This window comes from Streptomyces composti, from assembly GCF_012034205.1.
GTDB classification, from domain to species: domain Bacteria; phylum Actinomycetota; class Actinomycetes; order Streptomycetales; family Streptomycetaceae; genus Streptomyces; species Streptomyces composti.
This window is the reverse complement of record NZ_JAATEM010000006.1, coordinates 17,279-35,086: the sequence shown is the minus strand read 5'-3', so window position 1 is coordinate 35,086 and position 17,808 is coordinate 17,279. Positions and strand designations below refer to the sequence as shown.

Genomic DNA, 17,808 nt, shown 5'->3' with positions numbered 1-17,808 from the left:
TCGTGCCCGGTGCCCGGTGCCCGGTGCCCGGTGCCCGGTGCCCGGTGCCCGGCCGCGGCGGGCGGCCTCGGCGGGCTGGGCGATCGTGGCCGGCCCGCCGGACGGAGCGCCGCGCAGTGCGTGGTTGCGGGCTGCGTTGATGTCGTGTTGATGGAATGTTTTCCGCCGCCCGGCACGCTTCCGGCCATGCACTCGCACCTGGACATCGGACGTGGCGCCTCTCCCGAGCTGGACTGGCAGGAAGAGGCGCTGTGCGCGCAGACCGGGGGAGACTTCTTCTTCCCCGAGCCCGGCAGCTCCGTGCGGGAGGCCAAGCGGATCTGCGCACTGTGCCCCATCCGCGCCACCTGCCTGGAGTACGCCCTGACCCACGACATGCGTTTCGGGGTCTGGGGCGGGCTGTCGGAGAAGGAGCGGATGGAGTTGCGGCGGACGGGGCGCTGAGCGCGCTCCCACGGCCGGAGGCCGGTGAGCGGGGGGCCCCGGGTCAGCCGGCGGCGCGGGCCGCCATGCGGGCCTTGCGGGCCGCGAGCTTCTCGTCGAACTTCCTGGCTTCCTCGTCCAGGCCGTGCATGTACAGACCCAGTTCCTCCTGGGCCTTGAGGCCCTCGGGGCCCAGACCCTCGATCTCCATGATCTTCAGGAAGCGGAGCACCGGCTGCAGCACGTCGTCGTGGTGGATGCGCAGGTTGTAGACCTCGCCGATCGCCATCTGCGCGGCGGCCCGCTCGAAGCCGGGCATGCCGTGGCCGGGCATGCGGAAGTTCACCACGACGTCCCGCACCGCCTGCATCGTCAGATCCGGGGCCAGTTCGAAGGCCGCCTTGAGGAGGTTCCGGTAGAAGACCATGTGCAGGTTCTCGTCGGTGGCGATCCGGGCCAGCATGCGGTCGCAGACCGGGTCACCCGACTGGTGGCCGGTGTTGCGGTGCGAGATGCGGGTGGCCAGCTCCTGGAAGGAGACATAGGCGACCGAGTGCAGCATCGAGTGCCGGTTGTCCGACTCGAAGCCCTCGCTCATGTGCGCCATGCGGAACTGCTCGAGCTTGTCCGGGTCCACCGCACGCGAGGCGAGCAGATAGTCCCGCATCACGATGCCGTGCCGGCCCTCCTCCGCCGTCCAGCGGTGCACCCAGGTGCCCCAGGCGCCGTCCCGGCCGAACAGGGAGGCGATCTCGTGGTGGTAGCTGGGGAGGTTGTCCTCGGTCAGCAGGTTCACCACCAGGGCGATCCGGCCGATCTCGGTGACCTTGGACTGCTCCTTGTCCCAGGCCTCGCCGTCCTCGAAGAGGCCGGGGAAGTTGCGGGCGTCGCTCCACGGCACGTACTCGTGCGGCATCCAGTCCTTGGCGACCTTCAGATGCCGGTTGAGTTCCTTCTCGACCACCTCTTCCAGGGCGTACAGCAGCCGTGCGTCGGTCCAGTCGGTGGCAGGGCTGCCGAGGCGGGGAGAAGCGATCGTCACGGGGACTCCAGGGGGACGTGTGACAGGTACGGGGCCCGGCGAGCGGTGCCGGGAACCTACGGAATCGTAGGCTACGAATCCGTAGGTTACGTAGCCGTAGGTTAAGGGCACCGTAAAGGCCGCTGATCAGCCCCGTGACCTCGGAGAGCCGCCGGAGACGGCACGGCCCCCGCAACCCGCAGGTCCGGGGGGCCGGACGAGGGACTGTCAGGGAGCCGACCGGCTCGTCAGGAGTACAGGCCGCGCAGTCGCACCGAGAGACATGTCACACATCCCTCGAGCTTCTCGAACTCGCCGATGTCCACCAGAACCGGCTGGTAACCCAGGTCGGCGAACAGCTCGGCCGTCTTCGGCGCGCTCGCCGCCATCAGCAGCTTGTCCCCGCCGAGCAGCACCACATGGCAGCCCGACTCCTCCGGCACCGGGAGGAAGCGGTCGAACAGCGACGGCGCGTCCATGTTCGGGATGTGCCCGATGACGGTGCCGTCCGGCAGCGCGGTGACCGCCGACTTCAGATGCAGCACCTTGCTGACCGGCACCGCGACCACCCGCGCGCCCAGGGGTTCGAACGCCGCCCGCAGCTGCTGCACCCCGGCGGCGTTGGTCCGCCCGCCCCGGCCGACGTACACGGTGTCACCGATCTTCAGCACATCGCCGCCGTCCAGGGTGCCCGGCTCCCAGATCCAGTTCACCGAGCAGCCGAGGCCCGCCACGGCCTCCTCGACCCCGGCGGTCTCCGGGCGGCGCGACTCGGCGCCCGGGCGGGCGATCAGCGCGACATTGCGGAACATCACCACCGTGTCCTCGACGAACACCGAGTCCGGGCAGTCGTCGGCCGGATCGACCTCCACGGTCTCCCAGCCGTGCGTCCGCAAGGCCTCCACATACGCCTCCCACTGCTCCATCGCGCGGTCGGCGTCGACCTTCTCGCGCTGGATGTGGGTCACCAGCCCCTCGGCCAGGCGCGGGCTGGGACGGCGGACCAGGGCCTTCTTGCTGGGCACGGGCGTGACTCCGAATCGGATGGAACGTGACGTGGGCGTCGGCCGACCATCATGCAAGCCGGGACCGGACGGGGACACCCCCACCGCCGGTGAGTTTAACCACCGGTAACCGGACGGCCGGGGGCACGCCGCGCCGCCCGGCGCAGATGCACACCCGTCCAGGAGCCCTCCGCCTCGAGCAGCTGTGCCGGAGTTCCCTCGAAGACCACCCGTCCGCCGTCCCTGCCGCCTTCGGGGCCCAGGTCGACGACCCAGTCGGCGTGCGCGATCACCTGTAGGTTGTGCTCGACCACGATCACGGTGTTCCCCGCGTCCACCAGGCGGTCGAGAAGGGCGAGGAGACCGTCGACGTCGGCCATGTGCAGTCCGGTCGTCGGCTCGTCCAGCACATACGCCGCGCCGGTGCGGTGCAGCCGGGTCGCCAGTTTGATCCGCTGCCGTTCGCCGCCGGAGAGCGTGGACAGCGGCTGGCCGAGCGTGAGGTAGGAGAGGCCGACGTCCCGCAGCGCCCGCAGCCGGCGCAGCACGCCCGGATCGGTGAAGAAGTCCAGCGCCTCGCCCGCCGTCATGGCGAGCACATCGGCGATGGACCGGCCGCCGACGGTCAGGTCCAGCACCTCGTCCTTGAAGCGGCGGCCCTCACAGGCGTGGCAGGTGGTGGTCACCGGGTCCATGAAGGCGAGGTCGGTGCAGATGATCCCGCGGCCTTCGCAGGCGGGGCAGGCGCCGTCCGAGTTGAAGCTGAACAGGCCCGCCTCCCGGCCCGTCTCCCGGGCGAAGATCTTCCGCACCGTGTCCATGATTCCCAGGTAGGTGGCGGGGGTGGACCGTCCCGAGACGCCGATGGAGGACTGGTCGATCACCACGGCGTCCGGGTGGGCCGCGGTGAACTCGCCGACCAGCGAACTCTTCCCGGACCCCGCGACCCCGGTGACCGCGGTGAGCACCCCGGCGGGGAAGCACACGGTGACGTCCCGCAGGTTGTGCCGGGCGGCGCCCTTTACCCACAGTTCGCCGGTCGCCCGCCGGACCCGTTCCCTGACCTCGGCGGGCCGGCCGAGCAGCCGCCCGGTCAGGGTGCCGGACGCGGTCAGCTCGGCCGGGGAGCCCTCGAAGACCACCCGTCCGCCGTCGGCGCCCGCGCCCGGCCCCATGTCGACGACGTGGTCGGCCAGGCGGATCACGTCCGGGTCGTGCTCGACGACCAGCACGGTGTTGCCCTTGTCGCGCAGCCGCAGCAGTAGCTCGCCGAGCCGGTGCACATCGCGCGGGTGCAGGCCCACGCTGGGCTCGTCGAAGATGTACGTCATCCCGGTCAGGCTCGACCCCAGGTGCCGTACCGTCTTCAGCCGCTGCGCCTCGCCGCCCGAGAGCGTGGCGGTCTCCCGGTCCAGGCTGAGGTAGCCGAGGCCGATCCGCTCGATCCGCTCCAGCGCCGCGACGGCGGCCCGGGCGACCGGCCCCGCCACCGGGTCGTCGATCTCCCGCAGCACCCGGACGAGGTCGGTGACCTGCATCCGGGTGCAGTCGGCGATGGAAAGGCCGTTGATGCGGGTGGCGAGGGCCGCCTGGTTGAGCCGGGCGCCCCGGCAGGCGGGGCAGGTGCCCTCGGTGAGGTACTCCCGCACCAGGTCGCGGGTCTTCTGGCTCATCCCGCTCAGGTCGCGCTTGAGATACAGCCGCTCGAACCGGTCGGCGAGGCCCTCGTAGTCGTGGGTCCAGTTGCCGCCCGAGCCCTGGATCGAGACCTTGCTGCCGGGCCGCCCCCGCATCAGGAACTCTCGTTCGGCGGCGGTGAAGTCGCGCACCGGCTTGTGCGGGTCCAGCTCGTCGGTGTTGGTGTACGCCTGGCCGTGCCAGGTGCCGGGGGCGAACGGCGGGAAGCGCACCGCACCCTCGGCGAGCGAGCGGTCCTCGTCGAGGATGCGGTCCCAGTCCGGCCGCACCGTCCGCCCCAGCCCGTCGCACTCGGGGCACATGCCCGACGGGTCGTTGAACGAGTACGCCGTCGCCGGCCCGGCACTGGGTGTGCCGTGCCGGGAGAACAGCACCCGGATCACCGAGTACACGTCCGTCATCGTGCCGACCGTGGAGCGGGAGTGACCGCCGACCGGCCGCTGGTCGACGACGATCGCCGGGGTCAGGTCCTCCAGCGACTCCGCGTGCGGGCGCTCGTACTTGGGCAGCCGGTTGCGCACGAACCAGGGGAACGTCTCGTTGAGCTGCCGCTGCGACTCGACGGCGACGGTGTCGAGGACGACGGACGACTTCCCCGATCCCGAAGGGCCGGTGAACACGGTCAGCCGGCCCTTCGGGATGCGCAGCGAGACGTCCTTGAGGTTGTTCTCCCCGGCCCCGGTGATGGTGAGGTACGCGTTGTGGTCGACGGATGCGCTCATGCCGCCGACGCTAGGCGGAATACCCGACAGCTTCTGTCGTCGTTTCCTTCAGTTCTCCCTCCTCCACGATCAGCCAGCGGGTGATGCCGATGGACTCCAGGAACGGCAGATCGTGGCTGGCCACGATCAGTGCGCCCTCGTACGACTCGAGCGCCGTGGTGAGCTGGCGGACGCTGGCCATGTCCAGGTTGTTGGTGGGCTCGTCCAGCATCAGCAGCTGGGGCGCGGGCTCGGCCAGCATCAGCGCGGCCAGCGCCGCCCGGAAGCGTTCGCCGCCGGACAGGGTCGCCGCCTTCTGGTCGGCGCGGGCGCCCCGGAACAGGAAGCGGGCCAGCCGCGCCCTGATCCGGTTGTTGGTGGCCTGAGGCGCGAACCGCGCCACGTTCTCGGCCACCGACAGCTCCCCGTCGAGGACGTCGAGCCGCTGCGGCAGGAACCGCAGCGGGACGTGCGCCGTCACCTCACCCGCCACCGGCGCCAGTTCCCCGGCGATGGTGCGCAGCAGCGTGGTCTTCCCGGAGCCGTTCCGCCCGATCAGCGCCACCCGCTCCGGGCCCCGCAGGTCCAGGCCCCCTTTCAGCCGTGTCCCGTGGACCAGTTCCGCGTCCCGCAGGGTCAGCACGTCGCGGCCCCTCGGCACCGCGGTGTACGGCAGGTCGACGCGGATCTCGTCGTCGTCCCGCACCGCCTCCACCGCGTCGTCGAGCCGCTCCTTGGCCTCGGCCAGCTTCTCCTCGTGGATGATGCGGTGCTTGCCGGCGGCGACCTGGGCCTGCCGCTTGCGCTCGCCCATGACCACCTTGGGCTCGCGCTTGTTGTCCCACATCTTCTGGCCGTAGCGCTTGCGGCGGGCCAGCTTGATCTGGGCGTCGGCCAGTTCGCGTTTCTGCCGGCGCAGTTCGGCCTCGGCGACCCGCACCATGCGCTGGGCCGCCTCCTGCTCCACGGCCAGCGCCGCCTCGTAGGCCGAGTAGTTGCCGCCGTACCAGTGGACCTCTCCCGAGCGCAGATCGGCGATCTGGTCGACGTGTTCCAGCAGTTCGCGGTCGTGGCTGACCACGACCATCACGCCGGCCCAGCCCTCGACGGCGGCGTACAGCCGCCGGCGGGCGTACAGGTCCAGGTTGTTGGTGGGCTCGTCGAGCAGCAGGACGTCCGGCCGGCGCAGCAGCAGCGCGGCCAGCCGCAGCAGCACCGCCTCGCCGCCCGAGACCTCGCCGACGGTGCGGTCCAGCTCCAGCCGACCGAGGCCGAGTTCACCGAGCGTGGCCAGGGCGCGTTCCTCCACGTCCCAGTCGTCGCCGATGGTCTCGAAGTGCTCCTCGGACGCGTCGCCCGCCTCGATGGCATGCAGCGCGGCCCGCCGGGCGGCGATGCCGAGCACCTCGTCGACGCGCAGCGCGGTGTCGAGCGTGACGTTCTGCGGCAGGTACCCCACCTCCCCGGCGACCCGGACGGTGCCGTCGGCCGGTGCCAGCTCACCGGCGATCAGCTTGAGCAGGGTCGACTTACCGGACCCGTTGACGCCGACCAGGCCGGTGCGTCCCGCGCCGAAGGTGACGTCGAGGTTCTCGAAGACGGGGGTGCCGTCGGGCCAGGCGTAGGACAGGGACGTACAGACGATGGTGGAAGACATGCGGGCCTCCGCGGTTGCTCGAGCGGTCGGGAACAATCGCGTTTCGAGACACCGCGAGGAGGCGACGGGAGCGGGGGCCGCACACCGGCACGGCTGCCGGGGGCACACGCCGGCGGATGGGCCGGACATGGGAAAGCCCTGTTCCGCGAGGACGGCTCGACGCCGAGGTCGCACACGGCGGACACACGTCTGATGTGTCACGCGGTGTCTCAGGACCTCAGAGGAGCAACGTCCTTCTCCCATCGACGGCAACAGGACTGCCATACACTGTAAGAGAGTCCGGTCCGGGCGTCAACACCCTTTCCACAGGCGGTTCTGCGCCGGATCCCGGGACGGGCACGGGCGGGCCCGCGGATCCTCCCGCACCACCCGGCATGATCACTCAGCGAACGGCCCGCCGTCGCCGAACACCCGCTCCGCGAAGCGCTCGCCGACGCGGCGGTGGGCGGCCGCGTCCGGGTGCAGATCGTCCGGCAGCGGCAGCTCGGCGTGGTCCGCCTCGCCGTAGAGCTCGCGGCCGTCCAGGTAGTGCAGATGAGGGTCGTCGGCGCTCCGCTCGCGCACGATGCGGGCCAGTTCGTCGCGCACCACGGTGAGGGTGAGCTTGCCGGCGGCGACCTCGGCAGGATCTCCGGCGGCGTGGAAGCCCAGCTTGCCCTCGCTGAGCCTGCTGAAGTCGAACGCGCTGGGGCCCGGGGTGTTCTCGTGCATCGGGCACAGCAGCGGCGAGACCACCAGCAGGGGAGTGCCGGGGTGCCCCTCGCGGACGGTGTCCAGGAAGCCGTGCACCGCGGCCGTGAAGACCCGCAGCCGCATCGCGTCCTGGTTCACGAGATTGATGCCGATCTTGACGCTGACGAGGTCGGCGGCGGTGTCCCGCATCGCCCGCGCGGTGAAGGGGTCGAGCAGCGCGCTCGCCCCCAGCCCCAGATTGATCAGGTCCACCCCGCTCAGCCGTGCCGCGAGCGCCGGCCAGGTCGTGGTGGGGCCGGCGGCGTCGGAGCCCTGGCTGATCGAGCTGCCGTGGTGCAGCCACACCCGGCGGTCCCCGGCCGGTACCGGCTCCGCGGGAGCGTCGGTGCGCAGCGCCACCAGCTGCGTCATCTCGTTGTGCGGAAGCCAGATCTCCACCCGCTTGTCGCGCGCGGGGAGTCCCGTGAACCGCACCGTGCCGACCGGTCCCGGGCGCACGTCCGTCTCCCCGGTGGCCAGGTCCGTCACCACCTGATTGCCGCCGTCGACCGAGGAGCGCCCGGCCGGCTCACCGTCGACCAGCAGCTCGTACTGCCCGTCCGGGCGGGGCGGCGCCCCTTGGTAGACGGCCTTGGTGCGCAGCGCGTCCAGCTCCACCGCCGTGGCCCGGGTGCGGAACACCAGCCGCACCCCGGACGGCTGGGCCTCCGCCATGACCGCCTGCCCGTCCGCCTGCGCCCGCGCCCGCGCGGGCAGCCGGTGCGGCTGCACACCCTGCCCGGTCCGCTCCAGCTCCAGTGCGCCGCGCAGCAGCTCGTCCGTGAGGGGCGTGGTGATCCAGTCCATGATCACAGGCTGCCAACCGGGCGGGGCATCCGCAAACGCTTTCCGGCCGGCCATGGGGGCAGGCAGCCCCGGCGAGGCTCAGCAGGCGTCGCGCATCAGCTCCGCCAGACCGTGGTCCAGGTCGAGCTGCAGGTGCTCCAGGCCGGCCGGTACCAGCTCGTCGGTGGCCTGAAGGAAGCGGCGCACGTCCTCCGAGCGCACATGCACCACGGCGGTGCCCTCGGGGGCGTGGAACTCCAGCACGGTGCGGTCGTAGCCGTACGGCCGCACCCGCACGTCGCCCTGGCCCCGGGGGCCCTCCAGCCCCGCGGCGAGCAGCTCGCGGGAGAAGGTCCAGCTGACCTCCACACCCTCCAGGGTGGCAGGCCCGGGGAAGGTCATCCGGACGGCGAACGGATCGTTCCGGTCGTAGTGCAGGGTGGCGGGAATGCTCGGCATCCGCGGTGCGGCGGCTACGAGCCGGGCCTCGACGGGCTGCTCGATGACGGTGGACAACGCCTTGCTCCCTCGTGACGGCTGGGCGGGCTCTCTGACGGACTCTCAAGCGGACGGGGACCGGGACGGCTACTGGAAGAGACGACGGAATGAGCCGATCCGTGCACACAAGGGCCGAGTGACCTGTGTCACCGCCTTCATGCACACCGATGGCACGGTTCCTCACTTACGACTGACGGACCTTGGTGAGGGTTGTGGCGCGTGTGACGATCGTTAACCGGCCTTCCGGACGGCGCGCCCGGCGGTGGCCGGCTTCGCCCGTCATGAGGCGTTCGGGGCACACGCGACGCGGCGGGCGACAGGGCCGGGTCGGCCGCCGGCCGCCTGGAGCACTGACGCACATCCGGTGCTCTGGATCCCGCCGGTCCGGGTACCCGTTCCCGGCACGGGAACGAAGACCGGAGGGAGCGGACATGCCACGCGGGTCCAGCCCGAAACGGGAGCGTCAGTACGAGCACATCAAGGAGAGCGCGAAGGACCGGGGCGAGAGCACCGGCCGTGCCGAGGAGATCGCCGCGCGGACCGTGAACAAGGAACGCGCCCGTTCCGGCGAGTCCAGGACCGCCAGCCGCACCTCGACGGAGGACATCTCCTCCGGCAAGCGGGGCGGCCGGCGGTCCGGGAAGGGCTCCCAGGGGCCCACCTACGACCAGCTCTACGAGGAGGCCAGGCGCCGCGGCGTCGAAGGCCGGTCGACCATGAACAAGGGGCAGCTGCAGCGGGCCCTCGGCAAGTGAGCGGCCCCGGCCGCCCGGCCGTCGCGCGGCCCCGACGCTGAGCAGGAACTCCCTTCCCGGCGGCGGGGTTGCGGGGTTCGTCTGCCCGGAGGCCCCGCACCCCTCGGGTTCCGCCTGCCCGGAAGCCCGGACACCCCGTAGGGTCGGGGGCACCATGACGACGACCGCACCCGTCCCCGTCCCCGACGACTGGCCCGTGACCGAGGAGCAGGCCCGCGCCGTGCAGGACGCGCTGCGCGCTCGCGTGGTGCTCGACGAGGCCGGACCGCCGCCCGGCACCGGGCACGTCACCGGGGTGGACGTGGCCTACGACGACGAGCGGGACCTCGTCGCGGCGGCGGCCGTCGTGCTGGACGCGGCGAGCCTGGACGTCGTCGCCGAGGCCACCGCGCTCGGCCGGATCTCCTTCCCGTACGTCCCCGGTCTGCTGGCCTTCCGGGAGATCCCCACCGTGCTCGCCGCCCTCGACGCCCTGCCCTGCCCGCCGGGACTGGTCGTCTGCGACGGCTACGGCCTCGCCCACCCCCGGCGCTTCGGCCTCGCCGCCCACCTGGGCGTGCTCACCGGCCTGCCCACCGCCGGAGTCGCCAAGAACCCCTTCACCTTCACCTACGCGGATCCGGACACCCCGCGCGGCAGCTGGGCGCCGCTGCTCGACGGCACCGAGGAGGTGGGCCGGGCGCTGCGCACCCGGGACGGCGTCAAGCCGGTCTTCGTCTCGGTCGGCCACCGCGTCACCCTGGACGGCGCCTGCGCCCACACCCTCGCCCTGACCCCGTCCTACCGCCTGCCGGAGACCACCCGCAGGGCGGACGCCCTGTGCCGCCGCGCGCTGCGCGAGGCGACCGTGGCCCGCGCAGCCGATCCGAGCAGGGCGCCCGAGCGATCCGAGTACGGCGTCTGAGCAGCCGCGCGGATGTCCGCACCCGCCCCTGCCCGGCAGGCTCGGGTGCATGCCGACGCACCGTGCACCCACGCCTTTTGCCGCCTCCGGCCGGACCGTCGAGCGGGGCGTGACCGCCGCGCCGGTCCTCGCCGTCCTCGCCGCGCTCGGCTGGATCGCCGGGATGGTCTGCACGCCCGTCGAGTGGCCGATGCAGGTCCCGCGTTCGACGGGAGCGCCGCCGGGCGGTGCGCATCCGAGACCGAAGGGGGCGCCCCGTCCGACGGGGTGCCGCCGGAGGGCGCCGAAAGGCACCGCATCCGAGCCGCCGCCGGGAGGTGCGGAGCCGTCAGCGGGTCGCGGCGACGCGGAAGCGTATGCCTGCCCGCCGCAGCCGCTCGATCAGCGCGTCGCCCATCGCCACCGCCGTCGTGACCTGCCCTGACGTCGGCGGAAGGTCGTCGAACGCCAGCGACAGCGCGGCCTCGGCGAACATCTTGGCCGTCTCTCCGTACCCCGGGTCGCCGCCGGAGACCTCCGTGTAGACCCGCCGGCCGCCGCCCTCGCCGACGAACCGCACCGAGAACCAGCTCCTGGCCCGCTTCTCGGCACTCGGACCCTCGCCGGGCTGCAGCCGTCCGGACACCAGCCGGCGCAGCGGGGGCACCTGGGCCGCGGCGAACAGTCCGCCGACGGCCGCCACCGCGCCCACCGCGACCGGCAGCCGGCGCACCGCGGCGTAGTGGCGGTAGCGGAAGTCGGGCCCGTACCGCTGCAGCGACTTCGCCGAGCGGTGCACGATCTGCGGGTCGATGGTGGGCAGCGGCAGCGCCCAGGCATCGACCTCGGGCGCGTAGCGGGGCGCCCCGGCGGGCGTGGCGGCGCGGCGGCCCACCAGCCGGGGCTCGTGCCGGCGCCGGTCCCGGGCCGCCGCGAGCACCTGCCGGTGGCGGGCGAACTGTCCCAGCGCGGAGGCCAGGGTGCCGCCGGAAATGGTGGCGTCCGCCGAGACGAAGCCGTCGACGGTCAGCGGCACCCCCTCGGGAAGCTGCTGCACCGTGAACCAGACACCGAGGTCGTGCGGGATCGAGTCGAAGCCGCAGGCGTGCAGCAGCCGGGCTCCCGTCTCGCGGGCGCGGGTGTCGTGCCGGACGTACATCAGGTCCACGAACTCGGGCTCGCCGGTGAGGTCGAGGTAGTCCGCACCGGTGTCCGCGCATGCGGCGACGAGTTCCTCGCCGTACTCGATGTAGGGGCCGACGGTGGTGGCCACCACGCGGGCCTGCTCGGCGAGGACGCGCAGTGACGCCGGGTCGGACACGTCCGCCCGCAGCACGTCCGGCCGGTCCGTGCCGGGCAGCCGGTCCCGCAGCCGTTCCAGCTTCCCGGTGCTGCGGCCGGCCACGGCCCAGCGCAGTCCCTCGGGGGCGTGCGCGGCGAGGTACTCCGCGGTGAGGGTCCCGACGAAACCGGTGGCTCCGAAGAGCACGAGGTCGTACGGACGATCCGTCCTGTTCAGCCTGCTCATGACACCCCTGGTTCCCGCAGCCGCGCCGTTGTCGGTGGCCGAGGCTAGCGTGTGGGGTACGGAGCCCGACGACGAGCCCGGAGGAAGGCGATGGCCGTGCCTCGGAACGCCCTGAAGAAGTGGGAGAAAGTACGCCAGTACGCCCTCGGGCTGCCGGGCGCCACCGAGGAGCCCCCTGGGGCGAGACCGTCGCCAAGGTCAACAAGAAGGTCTTCGTCTTCCTCGGCGTGGACGACGGCAGCTACCCGATGGGCGTGACCGTGAAGCTCACGGACGAGACGGCCCACGCCCACGCGCTCAGCTGCCCCGGCGCCGAGCCGGCGGGATACGGGCTGGGCAGGTCCGGCTGGGTGAGCATCCCGCTGGAACCGGCCGGCGCCCCCTCGGCCGAGCTGCTGTGCGACTGGGTGGAGGAGAGCTACCGCACCATCGCGCCGAAACGGCTGACCGCCGAGCTGGACGCACGCTGAGCCGGACGCGACCGGAGGCGCCCCTCGACGTACAGTGGCTAAGCGCTTGCTCGTCAGGGTCTTGTGCCCGGTGGAACACGTTCTTAGCATCACTGGTGTTACATCGGTTGTGTCACAGCGGGGAGCTCCAGATGACCGAGGCGAAGACGCCGGGGGATGGACCGCTCGCCGGTGTGCGCGTGGTGGAGCTCGCCGGGATCGGGCCCGGACCCTTCGCCGCCATGCTTCTCGCCGACCTCGGCGCCGACGTGGTCCGCGTGGACCGCCCCGGCGGCCCCGCGCTCGGCGTCGACCCGGCCCACGACGTCACCAACCGCAACAAGCGCTCCGTCGTCGTCGATCTCAAGGACCCCGAAGGGTCCGCCACCGTCCTGGACCTCGCCGCCCGCGCCGACATCCTGATCGAGGGCTACCGCCCCGGCGTCGCCGAACGGCTCGGTGTCGGACCCGAGCAGTGCCACGCCCGCAACCCCCGGCTGGTCTACGGCCGGATGACCGGCTGGGGCCAGGAAGGACCGCTGGCCGACACCGCCGGCCACGACATCGCGTACATCGCCCTCACCGGCACCCTCGGCATGATCGGCGACCCCGACCGCCCGCCGGCGGTCCCCGCCAACCTGCTCGGCGACTTCGCCGGCGGCTCCCTCTACCTGGTCACCGGCGTCCTCGCCGCCCTGCACCACGCGCGCGTCACGGGCACCGGCCAGGTCGTGGACGCCGCCATCGTCGACGGCACGGCCCACCTGTCCGCGATGATCCACGGCATGCTCGCCGCCGGCGCCTGGCAGGACCGGCGCGGCGCCAACCTCCTCGACGGCGGCTGCCCCTACTACGGCACCTACGAGACCGCCGACGGCAAATACCTCGCGGTCGGCGCGCTGGAGCCGCGGTTCTACGACGAGTTCCTGCGCCTGCTCGGCCTCGACGACCAGCGGGCCGCCCGCACCGACGTCACCCGCTGGCCCGCGCTGCGCGAACAGGTCGCCGCCCGCTTCAAGAGCCGCACCCGCGACGAGTGGGCCGCCGTGTTCGAGGGCTCCGACGCCTGCGTGGCCCCCGTTCTCTCGCTCGGCGAGGCCCCGCACCACCCGCATCTGGCAGCCCGCGGCACCTTCACCCGGCACCAGGGCATCACCCAGCCGGCCCCCGCACCCCGCTTCTCGGCCACCCCGGCCCGCATCCGCTCGGGCCCCGCCCGGCCCGGCGCCGCCACCGCCGACGTGGCCCGCGACTGGGACGTGCCCCGGCTGCTGCCGCCCGCGGGCCCCGACGACCCCCAGCACTCCCAGCCGTCCCGAAACCCTCAGTGAAAGGCCTCCTCGTGAGCACCGAAGCGTACGTCTACGACGCGATCCGCACCCCGCGCGGGCGCGGCAAGGCCAACGGCGCCCTGCACGGCACCAAGCCCATCGACCTGGTCGTCGGGCTCATCCACGAGATCCGTGGCCGCTACCCCGATCTGGACCCGGCCGCGATCGACGACATCGTGCTCGGCGTCGTGGGACCCGTCGGCGACCAGGGCTCCGACATCGCCCGCATCGCCGCCATCGCCGCGGGCCTGCCCGACACCGTGGCCGGCGTCCAGGAGAACCGCTTCTGCGCCTCCGGTCTCGAGGCCGTCAACCTGGCCGCCGCCAAGGTGCGTTCCGGCTGGGAGGACCTGGTCCTCGCGGGCGGCGTCGAGTCGATGTCCCGGGTGCCCATGGCCTCCGACGGCGGCGCCTGGTTCAACGACCCGATGACCAACCTGGCCACCAACTTCGTGCCGCAGGGCATCGGCGCCGACCTGATCGCCACCATCGAGGGATTCTCCCGCCGCGACGTCGACGAGTACGCCGCCCTCTCCCAGGAGCGCGCCGCCGCGGCCTGGAAGGACGGCCGCTTCGACCGCTCCGTCGTCCCCGTCAGGGACCGCAGCGGCCTGGTCGTGCTCGACCACGACGAGCACATGCGGCCCGGCACCACCGCCGACTCCCTGGCCAAGCTCAAGCCGTCCTTCGCCGACATCGGCGAACTCGGCGGCTTCGACGCGGTGGCGCTGCAGAAGTACCACTGGGTCGAGAAGATCGACCACGTCCACCACGCGGGCAACTCCTCCGGCATCGTCGACGGCGCCGCCCTCGTCGCCATCGGCTCCCGCGAGGTGGGGGAGCGGTACGGACTGACCCCGCGTGCCCGGATCGTCTCCGCCGCGGTCTCCGGCTCCGAGCCGACCATCATGCTCACCGGCCCCGCGCCCGCCACCCGCAAGGCGCTCGCCAAGGCCGGGCTGACCATCGACGACATCGACCTCGTCGAGATCAACGAGGCGTTCGCCGCGGTCGTGCTCCGCTTCGTCAAGGACATGGGCCTGTCCCTGGACAAGGTCAACGTCAACGGCGGCGCCATCGCGCTCGGCCACCCGCTCGGCGCCACCGGCGCGATGATCCTCGGCACCCTCGTCGACGAGCTGGAACGCCAGGACAAGCGCTACGGCCTCGCCACCCTCTGCGTGGGCGGCGGCATGGGCATCGCCACCATCGTCGAGCGCATCTGACCCTCTCCCGACGGACCACGACGGATCACCTGGAGCACACCCTCATGAGCACCGAGTCCACCACCATCCGCTGGGAGCAGGACGACACCGGCGTCGTCACCCTCGTCCTGGACGACCCCGACCAGTCGGCCAACACCATGAACCAGGCCTTCCGCGACTCGCTCGCCGCGATCACGGACCGCCTCGAGGCCGAGCAGGACGGCATCCGCGGCATCATCATCACCTCGGCCAAGAAGACCTTCTTCGCCGGCGGCGACCTGCGCGACCTCATCCGCGTCACCCCGGAGACCGCCCAGCAGCTCTTCGACGGCGGCATGGCCATCAAGCGGCAGCTGCGCCGCATCGAGACCCTCGGCAAGCCGGTCGTCGCCGCCCTCAACGGTGCCGCGCTCGGCGGCGGCTACGAGATCGCCCTCGCCTGCCACCACCGCATCGCCCTGGACACCCCCGGCTCCAAGATCGGCTGCCCCGAGGTCACCCTCGGCCTGCTCCCCGGAGGCGGCGGCGTCGTCCGCACCGTCCGGCTGCTCGGCATCGCCGACGCCCTGCTGAAGGTCCTCCTCCAGGGCCAGCAGTACAGCCCCCGCCGCGCCCTGGAGAACGGCCTGGTCGACGAGATCGCCGACAGCCCCGAGGACATGCTGGCCAAGGCCCGCGCCTTCATCGACGCCCACCCCGAGTCCGCCCAGCCCTGGGACCGGCCCGGCTACCGCATCCCGGGCGGCACCCCGGCCAACCCGAAGTTCGCGGCCAACCTGCCCGCCTTCCCCGCCAACCTGCGCAAGCAGACCAACGGCGCCCCCTACCCGGCCTCGCGCAACATCCTCGCCGCCGCCGTCGAGGGCGCCCAGGTCGACTTCGAGACCGCCCAGGTCATCGAGGCCCGCTACTTCGTCGAACTCGCCGCCGGCCAGACGTCGAAGAACATGATCCAGGCGTTCTTCTTCGACCTCCAGGCCGTCAACTCCGGCGCCAACCGCCCCCAGGGCATCGAGCCCCGCCAGGTCCGCAAGGTCGCCGTGCTCGGCGCCGGCATGATGGGCGCCGGCATCGCCTACTCCTGCGCCCGGGCCGGCATCGACGTCGTCCTCAAGGACGTCTCCCTGGAGGCGGCTGCCAAGGGCAAGGGCTACTCGGAGAAGCTGTGCGCCAAGGCCGTCTCCAAGGGCCGCACCACCCAGGAGAAGGCGGACGCGCTGCTCGCCCGCATCACGCCCACCGCCGAGATCGCCGACCTGGCCGGCTGCGACGCGGTGATCGAGGCCGTGTTCGAGGACACGGCGCTCAAGCACAAGGTCTTCCAGGAGGCCGAGCAGGTCGTCGCCCCGGACGCCCTGCTGTGCTCCAACACCTCCACCCTGCCCATCACCGCCCTCGCCGAGGGTGTCCAGCGGCAGGCCGACTTCATCGGACTCCATTTCTTCTCGCCCGTCGACAAGATGCCCCTGGTGGAGATCATCAAGGGCGAGCGCACCGGCGACGAGGCCCTGGCGCGCGCCTTCGACCTGGTCCGCCAGATCAACAAGACGCCCATCGTGGTCAACGACTCGCGCGGCTTCTTCACCTCCCGCGTCATCGGCCACTTCATCAACGAGGGTGTCGCCATGGTCGGCGAGGGCATCGAGCCCGCCTCCGTCGAGCAGGCCGCGGCCCAGGCCGGCTACCCGGCCAAGGTGCTCTCCCTGATGGACGAGCTGACCCTGACGCTGCCGCGCAAGATCCGCGACGAGTCCAGGCGGGCCGTGGAGGAGGCGGGCGGCACCTGGACGGCGCACCCCGCCGAGGCCGTCATCGACCGCATGGTCGACGAGTTCGGCCGGGAGGGCCGGGCGGCGGGGGCCGGCTTCTACGACTACGACGAGGAGGGCAAGCGCGTCCGTCTCTGGCCCGGACTGCGTGAGCACTTCACCAGGCCCGGCCACCGGATCCCGTTCCGCGACATGCAGGAGCGGATGCTGTTCTCCGAGGCGCTGGACACGGTCCGGCTGCTGGAGGAGGGCGTCCTGACCTCCGTCGCCGACGCCAACATCGGCTCCGTCTTCGGCATCGGCTTCCCCGGCTGGACCGGCGGCGTGCTGCAGTACATCAACGGCTACGAGGGCGGCCTGCCCGGCTTCGTGGCCCGGGCGCGCGAGCTGGCCGAACGCTACGGCGACCGCTTCACCCCGCCGGCGCTGCTGGTGGAGAAGGCGGAGAACGGCGAGGTCTTCACCGACGCCCGCTGACACCGCCGCCCGCGGTTCCGTCCGCCGGGGAGGGTCCGTCCGCCGGGGAGCGGAGTGCGCCTGCTCCGGGAACGCCGCCCGGGGGACGTGGGGCTCGGGACGCGAGGGGTGAACCGCCTGGTCGCCAGGGGGTTCACCCCTCGTCGTCGAGCCACTGCGCCAGCTCCTGTCTCAGCGACCGCTGGAAGGTGGTCAGCAGCGCCTGCACCACCAGCGGATGCATATGGGCGGACAGCGATCTCACATCCCTCGTATCCCGCTCCGCGACCGCCTCCCTCAGCAGCCGCGACAGCTCACGGGCCGCCGCGCGGGAATGCTCGATCAGGACCTTGCGGGAGGCGAGCACCGTCTCCTGCGACAGCGGCACGTCGAGCAGCTCGACGCCCAGCCGCAGCAGCCCGGTGTCGACCCGGAAGCCGTCACCGCTCTCCTCGACGATGTCCAGCGCCACCAGCCGCCGGATGTCCTCGTCGTCCAGGGATCTGCCCGCGCGCCGCTCGAGCTCCTCGCGGGAGAGCGCCTCCGCCGTCTCCGGCGCCCAGGAGGCCACCACCGCACGCTGGATCGACAGCTCACGCGCGGTCAGTCCTGGCGGCAGCTGCCCCAGATAGCGCTCGATCGCCGCCAGCGTCATGCCCTGCCGCTGCAGCTCCTCGATCAGCGCCAGCCGCGCCAGATGCTCACGGCCGTAGCGGCCGACCCGGCGCGGCCCCAGCACCGGCGGGGGCAGCAGTCCCCTGGTGCCGTAGAAACGCACCGTGCGCACGGTGACACCGGCGCGGGCCGCCAGTTCATCGATGGTGAGCGTCGGCTCCTCGGCGTCGGTCGTCTCGGCGTCGGTCGTCATATGGGACAGTATCGCTGTCTCACCAGTGCTGTGACACCTTCTCC

The 17,808-nt window shown here is 72.3% G+C and carries 15 protein-coding genes and 1 pseudogene; 8 read left to right on the top strand and 8 right to left on the bottom strand.

Annotation, left to right across the window (positions count from 1 at the left end; genetic code table 11):
- Positions 1–186 precede the first annotated feature (186 nt).
- Positions 187–444, top strand: coding sequence for a WhiB family transcriptional regulator (locus tag HCJ93_RS06520; RefSeq protein ID WP_167991944.1), 258 nt, complete (start codon positions 187–189; stop codon positions 442–444).
- Positions 445–487: 43 nt separating this feature from the next.
- Here the strand turns inward: HCJ93_RS06520 and HCJ93_RS06515 are convergent, their stop codons facing one another.
- The 6 genes from HCJ93_RS06515 to ssgD form a co-directional block, all read right to left on the bottom strand.
- Positions 488–1,465 (bottom strand): acyl-ACP desaturase, encoded by a 978-nt coding sequence (locus HCJ93_RS06515; protein ID WP_167991943.1) that lies wholly within the window; start codon positions 1,463–1,465, stop codon positions 488–490.
- Between the two features lie 227 nt (positions 1,466–1,692).
- Positions 1,693–2,469, bottom strand: a complete 777-nt coding sequence (gene ddaH / locus HCJ93_RS06510; protein WP_167991941.1) for a dimethylargininase — start codon at positions 2,467–2,469, stop codon at positions 1,693–1,695.
- Positions 2,470–2,564: 95 nt separating this feature from the next.
- On the bottom strand, positions 2,565–4,868 hold the full coding sequence (locus HCJ93_RS06505) for an ATP-binding cassette domain-containing protein (protein ID WP_167991940.1): 2,304 nt from the start codon (positions 4,866–4,868) through the stop codon (positions 2,565–2,567).
- 10 nt (positions 4,869–4,878) lie between these two features.
- On the bottom strand, positions 4,879–6,504 hold the full coding sequence (locus tag HCJ93_RS06500) for an ABC-F family ATP-binding cassette domain-containing protein (RefSeq protein ID WP_167991938.1): 1,626 nt from the start codon (positions 6,502–6,504) through the stop codon (positions 4,879–4,881).
- 378 nt (positions 6,505–6,882) lie between these two features.
- Positions 6,883–8,043, bottom strand: a complete 1,161-nt coding sequence (locus HCJ93_RS06495; protein WP_167991936.1) for a GDSL-type esterase/lipase family protein — start codon at positions 8,041–8,043, stop codon at positions 6,883–6,885.
- Between the two features lie 78 nt (positions 8,044–8,121).
- Positions 8,122–8,538, bottom strand: coding sequence for a spore wall synthesis regulator SsgD (gene ssgD, locus HCJ93_RS06490; protein ID WP_167991934.1), 417 nt, complete (start codon positions 8,536–8,538; stop codon positions 8,122–8,124).
- A gap of 413 nt (positions 8,539–8,951) precedes the next feature.
- Between ssgD and HCJ93_RS06485 the strand changes: the two genes are divergently transcribed.
- The 3 genes from HCJ93_RS06485 to mmpA all read left to right on the top strand — a co-directional run bounded on the left by HCJ93_RS06485 (position 8,952) and on the right by mmpA (position 10,603).
- Entirely contained in the window at positions 8,952–9,275 is a 324-nt protein-coding gene (locus tag HCJ93_RS06485; protein WP_167991932.1) for a plasmid stabilization protein, read from the top strand.
- Positions 9,276–9,429: 154 nt separating this feature from the next.
- Complete coding sequence (locus tag HCJ93_RS06480) at positions 9,430–10,179, top strand: endonuclease V (protein WP_167991930.1); 750 nt, start codon at positions 9,430–9,432, stop codon at positions 10,177–10,179.
- A 49-nt stretch (positions 10,180–10,228) separates the two neighbouring features.
- On the top strand, positions 10,229–10,603 hold the full coding sequence (gene mmpA / locus HCJ93_RS30100) for a morphogenic membrane protein MmpA (protein WP_373563559.1): 375 nt from the start codon (positions 10,229–10,231) through the stop codon (positions 10,601–10,603).
- Here mmpA and HCJ93_RS06475 read toward each other — a convergent pair.
- Positions 10,508–11,686, bottom strand: coding sequence for a saccharopine dehydrogenase family protein (locus HCJ93_RS06475; protein ID WP_167991928.1), 1,179 nt, complete (start codon positions 11,684–11,686; stop codon positions 10,508–10,510). The two genes, mmpA and HCJ93_RS06475, sit on opposite strands and share 96 nt — an antisense overlap.
- A gap of 90 nt (positions 11,687–11,776) precedes the next feature.
- On the opposite strand from HCJ93_RS06475, the pseudogene HCJ93_RS06470 reads away from it, so the two are divergent.
- The 4 genes and pseudogenes from HCJ93_RS06470 to HCJ93_RS06455 all read left to right on the top strand — a co-directional run bounded on the left by HCJ93_RS06470 (position 11,777) and on the right by HCJ93_RS06455 (position 16,917).
- Positions 11,777–12,156 (top strand): annotated as a pseudogene (locus HCJ93_RS06470) (MmcQ/YjbR family DNA-binding protein).
- Positions 12,157–12,287: 131 nt separating this feature from the next.
- Complete coding sequence (locus HCJ93_RS06465; RefSeq protein WP_167991927.1) at positions 12,288–13,466, top strand: CaiB/BaiF CoA transferase family protein; 1,179 nt, start codon at positions 12,288–12,290, stop codon at positions 13,464–13,466.
- Positions 13,467–13,477: 11 nt separating this feature from the next.
- Positions 13,478–14,692, top strand: a complete 1,215-nt coding sequence (locus HCJ93_RS06460; RefSeq protein ID WP_167991925.1) for an acetyl-CoA C-acetyltransferase — start codon at positions 13,478–13,480, stop codon at positions 14,690–14,692.
- A gap of 44 nt (positions 14,693–14,736) precedes the next feature.
- Positions 14,737–16,917 (top strand): 3-hydroxyacyl-CoA dehydrogenase NAD-binding domain-containing protein, encoded by a 2,181-nt coding sequence (locus HCJ93_RS06455; RefSeq protein ID WP_167991924.1) that lies wholly within the window; start codon positions 14,737–14,739, stop codon positions 16,915–16,917.
- A gap of 133 nt (positions 16,918–17,050) precedes the next feature.
- Here the strand turns inward: HCJ93_RS06455 and HCJ93_RS06450 are convergent, their stop codons facing one another.
- Entirely contained in the window at positions 17,051–17,764 is a 714-nt protein-coding gene (locus tag HCJ93_RS06450) for a MerR family transcriptional regulator (protein WP_206317042.1), read from the bottom strand.
- Positions 17,765–17,808: the final 44 nt, after the last annotated feature.

Coding starts and splice junctions, on each gene's coding strand:
- HCJ93_RS06520 (WP_167991944.1), top strand. CDS start 187: ATGCACTCGCACCTGGACATCGGACGTGGCGCCTCTCCCGAGCTGGAC.
- HCJ93_RS06505 (WP_167991940.1), bottom strand. CDS start 4,868: ATGAGCGCATCCGTCGACCACAACGCGTACCTCACCATCACCGGGGCC.
- HCJ93_RS06500 (WP_167991938.1), bottom strand. CDS start 6,504: ATGTCTTCCACCATCGTCTGTACGTCCCTGTCCTACGCCTGGCCCGAC.
- HCJ93_RS06495 (WP_167991936.1), bottom strand. CDS start 8,043: ATGGACTGGATCACCACGCCCCTCACGGACGAGCTGCTGCGCGGCGCA.
- HCJ93_RS06485 (WP_167991932.1), top strand. CDS start 8,952: ATGCCACGCGGGTCCAGCCCGAAACGGGAGCGTCAGTACGAGCACATC.
- HCJ93_RS06480 (WP_167991930.1), top strand. CDS start 9,430: ATGACGACGACCGCACCCGTCCCCGTCCCCGACGACTGGCCCGTGACC.
- mmpA (WP_373563559.1), top strand. CDS start 10,229: ATGCCGACGCACCGTGCACCCACGCCTTTTGCCGCCTCCGGCCGGACC.
- HCJ93_RS06475 (WP_167991928.1), bottom strand. CDS start 11,686: ATGAGCAGGCTGAACAGGACGGATCGTCCGTACGACCTCGTGCTCTTC.
- HCJ93_RS06465 (WP_167991927.1), top strand. CDS start 12,288: ATGACCGAGGCGAAGACGCCGGGGGATGGACCGCTCGCCGGTGTGCGC.
- HCJ93_RS06455 (WP_167991924.1), top strand. CDS start 14,737: ATGAGCACCGAGTCCACCACCATCCGCTGGGAGCAGGACGACACCGGC.
- HCJ93_RS06450 (WP_206317042.1), bottom strand. CDS start 17,764: ATGACGACCGACGCCGAGACGACCGACGCCGAGGAGCCGACGCTCACC.